This is a genomic window from Rhizobacter sp. P3_C12, assembly GCF_056402735.1.
Map to the genome: position 1 here is coordinate 1 of NZ_JBFUGW010000297.1, position 7,099 is coordinate 7,099.

Here is a 7,099-nt window from a genome sequence, read left to right on the forward strand (position 1 = left end):
GTGGGCGGCCGAGGCCGCCGAGCTCAGGCCGCGAGCTTCGATGATCGCGGCGCCGCGCTTGCCGACGGTCGGCAGGAACGTGTCCTTGTTCCACACGTCGTCGTTGATCAGTTCCTTGACCGACTTGCCGTCGATCGTCGCGAAGCGGTAGTCGGCGTACATCGTCGGCGAGTGGTTGCCCCACACAGCCAGCTTCTCGATGCTCGACACCGGCTTGCCGGTCTTGGCGGCGATCTGCGAGGCAGCGCGGTTGTGGTCCAGGCGCAGCATCGCGGTGAAGTTCTTGCGCGGCAGGTCGGGCGCGCTCTTCATCGCGATGTAGGCGTTGGTGTTGGCCGGGTTGCCGACCACCAGCACCTTGACGTTGCGCGATGCGACGGCGTTCAGTGCCTTGCCTTGCGCGGTGAAGATCTGCGCGTTGGCGGCCAGCAGGTCCTTGCGCTCCATGCCGGGGCCGCGCGGGCGGGCGCCGACCAGCAGCGCGTAATCGGTGTCCTTGAAGGCGGTGTTGGCATCGCCGTGCGCTTCCATGCCGGCCAGCAGCGGGAACGCGCAGTCGTCGAGCTCCATCATCACGCCCTTCAGCGCCTTCTGGGCCTTCTCGTCGGGGATCTCGAGCAGTTGCAGGATCACCGGCTGGTCCTTGCCCAGCATCTCGCCCGAGGCGATACGGAACAGCAGGGCATAGCCGATCTGGCCGGCGGCACCGGTGACGGCAACGCGAACGGGTTTCTTGCTCATGAGGAGTCTCCGCAGGGTTCAGTGGTCGATGACAGCGCTGCAGGAAGAGGCTGGGTGCCAGCCCGTCGATGCAGCCCGCTGTGCGAGCCAGAAGTGTAGGGGAGTCTAGGTGTCGACCCTCCTCCATGTCAAGGATCTTATGTCTTATATAAGACATCTTCCATCAGTCATGGACGGCAGGGGGCGAGCTGTGCTGCAATCGCGGTCTCATGGCCGCCTCGATCCCCTCCTTTTCTGCCGCTGCCGGCGAGGCGCCCCCCGCCGGTGCCGGCGGGCCGGCCTTCAGCCCGCTGTACCAGCAGATCAAGGCGCTGATCACGCGCAGCCTGCAGGGCGGCGAATGGAAGCCGGGCGAGGCGATCCCGAGCGAGATGGAGCTGGCCGCGCGCTACAAGGTGAGCCAGGGCACGGTGCGCAAGGCGATCGACGCGATGGCCGACGAGAACCTGCTGGTGCGCCGCCAGGGCAAGGGCACCTTCGTCGCGACGCATGCGGAAGAGAAGATCCAGTACCGCTTCCTGCGCCTGATGCCCGACGACGGCGAGATCGGCGGCGCGACACGCCATGTCATCGATTGCCGCCGCCAGCGGCCGAATGCCGAGATCGCCCGCGCGCTGGAGCTGAAGGCCGGCGACGCGGCGATCCAGATCCGCCGCCTGCTGCAGTTCAGGCGCGTGCCGGTCGTGCTCGACGACATCTGGCTGCCGGCCACGCTGTTCAAGGGGCTGACGGCGGAGCGCCTCACCGACTACCGCGGGCCGCTGTACGGCCTGTTCGAGACCGAGTTCGGCGTGCGCATGATCCGCGCCGAAGAACAACTGCGTGCCGTGGCGGCCGATGCGGCCGCGGCCGAGCTGCTCGGCCTGGCGCCGGGCACGCCGCTGCTGAGCGTCGAGCGGCTGTCGCGCACCTATGGCGACAAGCCGGTGGAACTGCGCCGCGGCCTCTACAACACCCAGTCGCATTACTACAGGAATGAACTCAGCTAGCGCGAAGTCGACCGGGAAGGCGCATCATTTGCCGCGATCACTTCTCCGACCCCCACGAGAATCTGCTGCGTTGCAATAAAATCTTTCGGTTTCGTCTCGATTACACAAGGTGGGTATGACAGAGATTTCCAAGCCAATCTCCTCACGGAGGCCAGGAACGATGCGTCTGATCGACGCGACCCAATACAGGCTGCCCCTCGCAGGCTGGGTGTCGATCCTGCACCGCGTCAGCGGCCTGCTGATGTTCGCGCTGCTCCCGTTCATCATCTGGCTGTTCGACACCAGCCTCAGTTCCGAGGTCTCGTACACGCAGTTCACCGGTGTCTTCATGGGCGGCTACGGCTTCGTGCCGGCCTGGTTCATCAAGCTCGTGACGCTGTCGCTGATCTGGGCCTACCTGCATCACTTCATCGCCGGCGTGCGCCACCTGTGGATGGATGCGACGCACTCGGTCAGCAAGGAATTCGGCCGCCAGTCGGCCCTCGTCACGCTGGTGCTGAGCGTCCTGCTGACGCTGGTCCTCGGCTGGAAGCTGTTCTTCTGAGGCGCGCCACACCATGACACAAAACTTTGGTTCGAAGCGCCTGGTCGTCGGCGCGCACTACGGCCTGCGCGACTGGATGGCCCAGCGCGCCACCGCGCTGGTGATGGCGCTGTTCACGGTCGCGCTGATCGTGCAGGTGCTGCTGCCGGGCCCGATGGGCTACGACAAGTGGGCGGGCATCTTCTCGCGCCAGTGGATGAAGGTGCTGACCTTCGTCGTGATCGTCTCGCTGGCCTACCACGTGTGGGTCGGCGTGCGCGACGTGCTGATGGACTACGTGAAGCCGGTGGGCGTGAAGCTGCTGCTGCAGGTGTTCACGCTGGTGTGGCTGGTCGGCTGTGCCGGCTGGGCGATTCAAGTGCTCTGGAGACTCTGACGTGAGCTTTTCCTCTTCCTCGATCTCCAAGCGCAAGTTCGACGTCGTCATCGTCGGCGCCGGCGGCTCGGGCATGCGTGCCTCGCTGCAGCTGGCCCAGGCCGGCCTGAACGTCGCCGTGCTGTCCAAGGTGTTCCCGACCCGCTCGCACACGGTGGCCGCGCAGGGCGGCATCGGTGCCTCGCTCGGCAACATGTCCGAAGACAACTGGCACTACCACTTCTTCGACACCGTGAAGGGCTCCGACTGGCTCGGCGACCAGGACGCGATCGAATTCATGTGCCGCGAGGCGCCGAAGGTCGTCTACGAGCTCGAACACTTCGGCATGCCGTTCGACCGCAACCCCGACGGCACCATCTACCAGCGCCCGTTCGGCGGCCACACCGCGAACTACGGCGAGAAGCCGGTGCAGCGCGCCTGCGCCGCCGCCGACCGCACCGGCCACGCGATGCTGCACACGCTGTACCAGCAGAACGTCAAGGCGCGCACGCACTTCTTCGTCGAGTGGATGGCGCTCGACCTGATCCGCGACACCGACGGCGACGTGATCGGCGTCACCGCGCTCGAGATGGAGACCGGCGAGCTGCACATCCTCGAAGCCAAGACCGTGCTGCTGGCCACCGGCGGCGCCGGGCGCATCTTCGCGGCCTCGACCAACGCCTTCATCAACACCGGCGACGGCCTGGGCATGGCGGCGCGCGCCGGCATCCCGCTGGAAGACATGGAGTTCTGGCAGTTCCACCCGACCGGCGTGGCCGGTGCCGGCGTGCTGCTGACCGAAGGCTGCCGCGGCGAGGGCGCGATCCTGCGCAACAGCGACGGCGAGCGCTTCATGGAGCGCTATGCCCCGACGCTGAAGGACCTGGCGCCGCGCGACTTCGTCTCGCGCTGCATGGACCAGGAGATCAAGGAAGGGCGCGGCTGCGGTCCCAACAAGGACTACGTCGTGCTCGACATGACCCACCTGGGCGCCGAGACGATCATGAAGCGCCTGCCCAGCGTGCTGGAGATCGGCCACAACTTCGCGAACGTCGACATCACGAAGGAGCCGATCCCGGTCGTGCCGACCATCCACTACCAGATGGGCGGCATCCCGACCAACATCCACGGCCAGGTGGTCGTGCCGAAGGACGGCGACCCGAACGCGGTGGTCAACGGCCTGTACGCGGTCGGCGAATGCTCCTGCGTCAGCGTGCACGGCGCGAACCGCCTGGGCACGAACTCGCTGCTCGACCTGCTGGTGTTCGGCCGCGCGGCCGGCAACCACATCGTCGATTCGGCGCTGAAGACCCAGGCCCACAAGCCGCTGCCGGCCGATGCGGCCGAGCGCACGCTGGCCCGCCTGAACAAGTACGAGGCGAGCAGCGGCGGCGAGTACGCGCAGGACGTGGCCAACGACCTGCGCAACTCGATGCAGAAGCATGCCGGCGTGTTCCGCACGCAGGCCACGATGGACGAAGGCGTCGAGCAGGTCAAGGCGATCGCCGAGCGCGTGAAGAACATCCACCTGGCCGACAAGTCGAAGGTGTTCAACACCGCCCGCATCGAGGCGCTGGAGGTCGAGAACCTGATCGAGGCGGCGCTCGCCACGATGATCTCGGCGGCCGCCCGCCACGAGAGCCGCGGYGCGCACACCGTCAACGACTACGCCGATTCGCCGGAATTCCCGAACGGCCGCAACGACAAGGTGTGGATGAAGCACTCGCTGTGGTACCGCGAGGGCAACCGCCTCGACTACAAGCCCGTCAAGCTGACGCCGCTGACAGCGGAATCCATCCCGCCGAAGGTCCGCTCGTTCTGAGCCATCGCCACGAGAACGTCGAAAGCATTTCATGACCAAGCGTGTATTTCAGATTTATCGGTACGACCCGGATACCGACACCAAGCCGCGCATGCAGACCCTCGAGGTCGAGCTCGACGGCAGCGAGCGCATGCTGCTCGATGCGCTGATGAAGCTGAAGGCGGTCGACCCGACCATCAGCTTCCGCCGCTCGTGCCGCGAAGGCGTCTGCGGTTCGGACGCAATGAACATCAACGGCAAGAACGGCCTCGCGTGCCTGACCAACATGCGCACGCTGCCCGACGTCGTCGTGCTGAAGCCGCTGCCCGGCCTGCCGGTGGTGCGTGACCTGATCGTCGACATGACGCAGTTCTTCACGCAGTACAACTCGATCAAGCCCTACCTCGTCAACGACATGCCGCCGCCCGAGAAGGAGCGCCTGCAGTCGCCGGAAGAGCGCGAGGAGCTGAACGGGCTGTACGAGTGCATCCTGTGCGCGAGCTGCTCGACGAGCTGCCCGAGCTTCTGGTGGAACCCCGACAAGTTCGTCGGCCCCGCCGGGCTGCTGCAGGCCTACCGCTTCATCGCCGACAGCCGCGATCAGGACACCGGCGGCCGCCTCGACAACCTCGAGGATCCGTACCGCCTGTTCCGCTGCCACACGATCATGAACTGCGTCGACGTCTGCCCGAAGGGCTTGAACCCCACCAAGGCGATCGGCAAGATCAAGGAACTGATGGTGCGCCGCGCCGTCTGAACTCGACATGACCGACACGCTGCTCGACGAACGTGCCCTCAGCAAGCTGCGCTGGCGTTGCCGGCGCGGCCTGCTCGAGAACGACCTGTTCGTCGAGCGGTTCTTTGCGCGTCATGAATCGGCGTTGACGACCCGGCAGGCCGAGGGGCTGGCCCTGCTGATGGATCTGTCCGACAACGATTTGCTGGACCTGTTGCTCGCCCGCAAGGAGCCCGATGGCGACCTGCGGCGCGACGACGTGCTCGAAGTGCTGCAGCTGATGCGCGCCAGGCACTGAAGGCGTGTTTTCAGTCTCATAACCTGCCCTGCTTGAAGGAATGCTCATGACTCCATCCGACGTGAAAGCCACCCTGTCGTTCTCCGATGGCAGCCCTGCGATGGACCTGCCGGTCTACAAGGGCACGATCGGCCCGGACGTCATCGACATCCGCAAGCTCTATGCGCAGACCGGCAAGTTCACCTACGACCCGGGCTTCCTGTCGACCGCGGCCTGCCAGTCGACCATCACCTACATCGACGGTGACAAGGGCGAGCTGCTGTACCGCGGCTACCCGATCGAGCAGCTCGCGACCAACTGCGACTACCTCGAGACCTGCTACCTGCTGCTGAACGGCGAGCTGCCGAACGAGACCGAGAAGACCGAGTTCGTCAAGACGGTGACCAACCACACGATGGTCAACGAGCAGATGCAGTTCTTCCTGCGCGGCTTCCGCCGCGATGCGCACCCGATGGCGGTGCTGACCGGCCTGGTCGGCGGGCTGTCGGCCTTCTATCACGACAGCACCGACATCAACAACCCGAAGCACCGCGAGATCTCGGCGATCCGCCTGATCGCGAAGATGCCGACGCTGGTGGCGATGGCCTACAAGTACGGCATCGGCCAGCCGTACATCTACCCGAAGAACGACCTGTCGTACTCGGGCAACTTCATGCGCATGATGTTCGCGACGCCGTGCGAGGAGTACGAGCCGAACGAGGTGCTGGTGCGCGCGATGGACCGCATCTTCATCCTGCACGCCGACCACGAGCAGAACGCCTCCACCTCGACGGTGCGCCTGTGCGGCTCGTCGGGCACCAACCCGTTCGCGGCGATCGCGGCCGGCGTGGCCTGCCTGTGGGGCCCCGCCCACGGCGGCGCCAACGAGGCGGCGCTGAACATGCTGGAAGACGTGCAGAAGATGGGCGGCGTCGAGAAGATCGGCGAGTTCATCAAGCAGGTGAAGGACAAGAACTCCGGCATCAAGCTGATGGGCTTCGGCCACCGCGTCTACAAGAACTACGACCCGCGCGCCAAGCTGATGCGCGAGACCTGCCACGAGGTGCTGAACGCGCTGGGCCTGCAGAACGACCCGCTGTTCAAGCTCGCGATGGAGCTCGAGAAGATCGCGCTGGAAGACGAGTACTTCGTCGCCCGCAAGCTGTACCCGAACGTCGACTTCTACTCGGGCATCGTGCAGCGCGCGATCGGCATCCCGGTCAGCCTGTTCACCGCGATCTTCGCGCTGGCCCGCACGGTCGGCTGGATCGCGCAACTGAACGAGATGATCGGCGACCCGGAGTACAAGATCGGCCGTCCGCGCCAGCTATTCCACGGTGCCACGCAGCGCAACGTCAAACCGATCGCGCAGCGAAACTGAGCCCGCCGGCAAGCAGCCTGAACTTCACCCTGCGAAAACCCCGGCCTGGCGCCGGGGTTTTTCGTTGTTCAGCGCCTAAAATCGTCGATTCGCCAGAGTCTCACCTGGAAGCCACCATGGCCCGCACGCTCTACGACAAGATCTGGGACGAACACATCGTCCACACCGAAGACGACGGCACCGCCGTCCTCTACATCGATCRCCATCTGGTGCACGAAGTCACCAGCCCGCAGGCGTTCGAGGGCCTGGACCTGGCGCACCGCAAGGTGTGGCGC

At 65.6% G+C, this 7,099-nt stretch carries 9 protein-coding genes; 8 read left to right on the forward strand and 1 reads right to left on the reverse strand.

Features of this window, described 5'->3' with window-relative positions:
• On the reverse strand, window positions 1-741 hold a 741-nt coding region (locus tag AC1DXV_RS28965), incomplete at its 3' end, for a malate dehydrogenase (RefSeq protein WP_477936865.1).
• Between the two features lie 209 nt (window positions 742-950).
• Between AC1DXV_RS28965 and AC1DXV_RS28970 the strand changes: the two genes are divergently transcribed.
• The 8 genes from AC1DXV_RS28970 to AC1DXV_RS29005 form a co-directional block, all read left to right on the forward strand.
• Entirely contained in the window at window positions 951-1,730 is a 780-nt protein-coding gene (locus tag AC1DXV_RS28970; RefSeq protein ID WP_477871701.1) for a GntR family transcriptional regulator, read from the forward strand.
• Window positions 1,731-1,845: 115 nt separating this feature from the next.
• Entirely contained in the window at window positions 1,846-2,274 is a 429-nt protein-coding gene (sdhC, locus tag AC1DXV_RS28975) for a succinate dehydrogenase, cytochrome b556 subunit (protein WP_477871703.1), read from the forward strand.
• A 13-nt stretch (window positions 2,275-2,287) separates the two neighbouring features.
• Window positions 2,288-2,650: a succinate dehydrogenase, hydrophobic membrane anchor protein gene (gene sdhD / locus AC1DXV_RS28980; protein WP_477871705.1), complete on the forward strand. Its 363-nt coding sequence runs from the start codon at window positions 2,288-2,290 to the stop codon at window positions 2,648-2,650.
• Window positions 2,651-2,723: 73 nt separating this feature from the next.
• On the forward strand, window positions 2,724-4,451 hold the full coding sequence (gene sdhA, locus AC1DXV_RS28985) for a succinate dehydrogenase flavoprotein subunit (protein WP_477936870.1): 1,728 nt from the start codon (window positions 2,724-2,726) through the stop codon (window positions 4,449-4,451).
• Between the two features lie 31 nt (window positions 4,452-4,482).
• A complete protein-coding gene (locus tag AC1DXV_RS28990; protein ID WP_047587140.1) occupies window positions 4,483-5,187 on the forward strand; it encodes a succinate dehydrogenase iron-sulfur subunit in 705 nt (234 codons plus the stop codon).
• A gap of 7 nt (window positions 5,188-5,194) precedes the next feature.
• The gene (locus AC1DXV_RS28995; RefSeq protein WP_477873715.1) at window positions 5,195-5,464 is read left to right on the forward strand and encodes an FAD assembly factor SdhE; all 270 of its coding nucleotides are present in this window, start codon (window positions 5,195-5,197) and stop codon (window positions 5,462-5,464) included.
• Window positions 5,465-5,510: 46 nt separating this feature from the next.
• Complete coding sequence (gene gltA / locus AC1DXV_RS29000) at window positions 5,511-6,824, forward strand: citrate synthase (protein WP_477936868.1); 1,314 nt, start codon at window positions 5,511-5,513, stop codon at window positions 6,822-6,824.
• A 116-nt stretch (window positions 6,825-6,940) separates the two neighbouring features.
• Window positions 6,941-7,099, forward strand: a 159-nt coding sequence (locus AC1DXV_RS29005; RefSeq protein ID WP_477936872.1) for an aconitase family protein, incomplete at its 3' end; no start/stop codon positions are given.

Bases quoted from the DNA above. Each gene is read 5' to 3' on its own strand.
- AC1DXV_RS28970 (WP_477871701.1), top strand. From the start codon at position 951: ATGGCCGCCTCGATCCCCTCCTTTTCTGCCGCTGCCGGCGAGGCGCCC.
- sdhC (WP_477871703.1), top strand. From the start codon at position 1,846: ATGACAGAGATTTCCAAGCCAATCTCCTCACGGAGGCCAGGAACGATG.
- sdhD (WP_477871705.1), top strand. From the start codon at position 2,288: ATGACACAAAACTTTGGTTCGAAGCGCCTGGTCGTCGGCGCGCACTAC.
- AC1DXV_RS28990 (WP_047587140.1), top strand. From the start codon at position 4,483: ATGACCAAGCGTGTATTTCAGATTTATCGGTACGACCCGGATACCGAC.
- AC1DXV_RS28995 (WP_477873715.1), top strand. From the start codon at position 5,195: ATGACCGACACGCTGCTCGACGAACGTGCCCTCAGCAAGCTGCGCTGG.
- gltA (WP_477936868.1), top strand. From the start codon at position 5,511: ATGACTCCATCCGACGTGAAAGCCACCCTGTCGTTCTCCGATGGCAGC.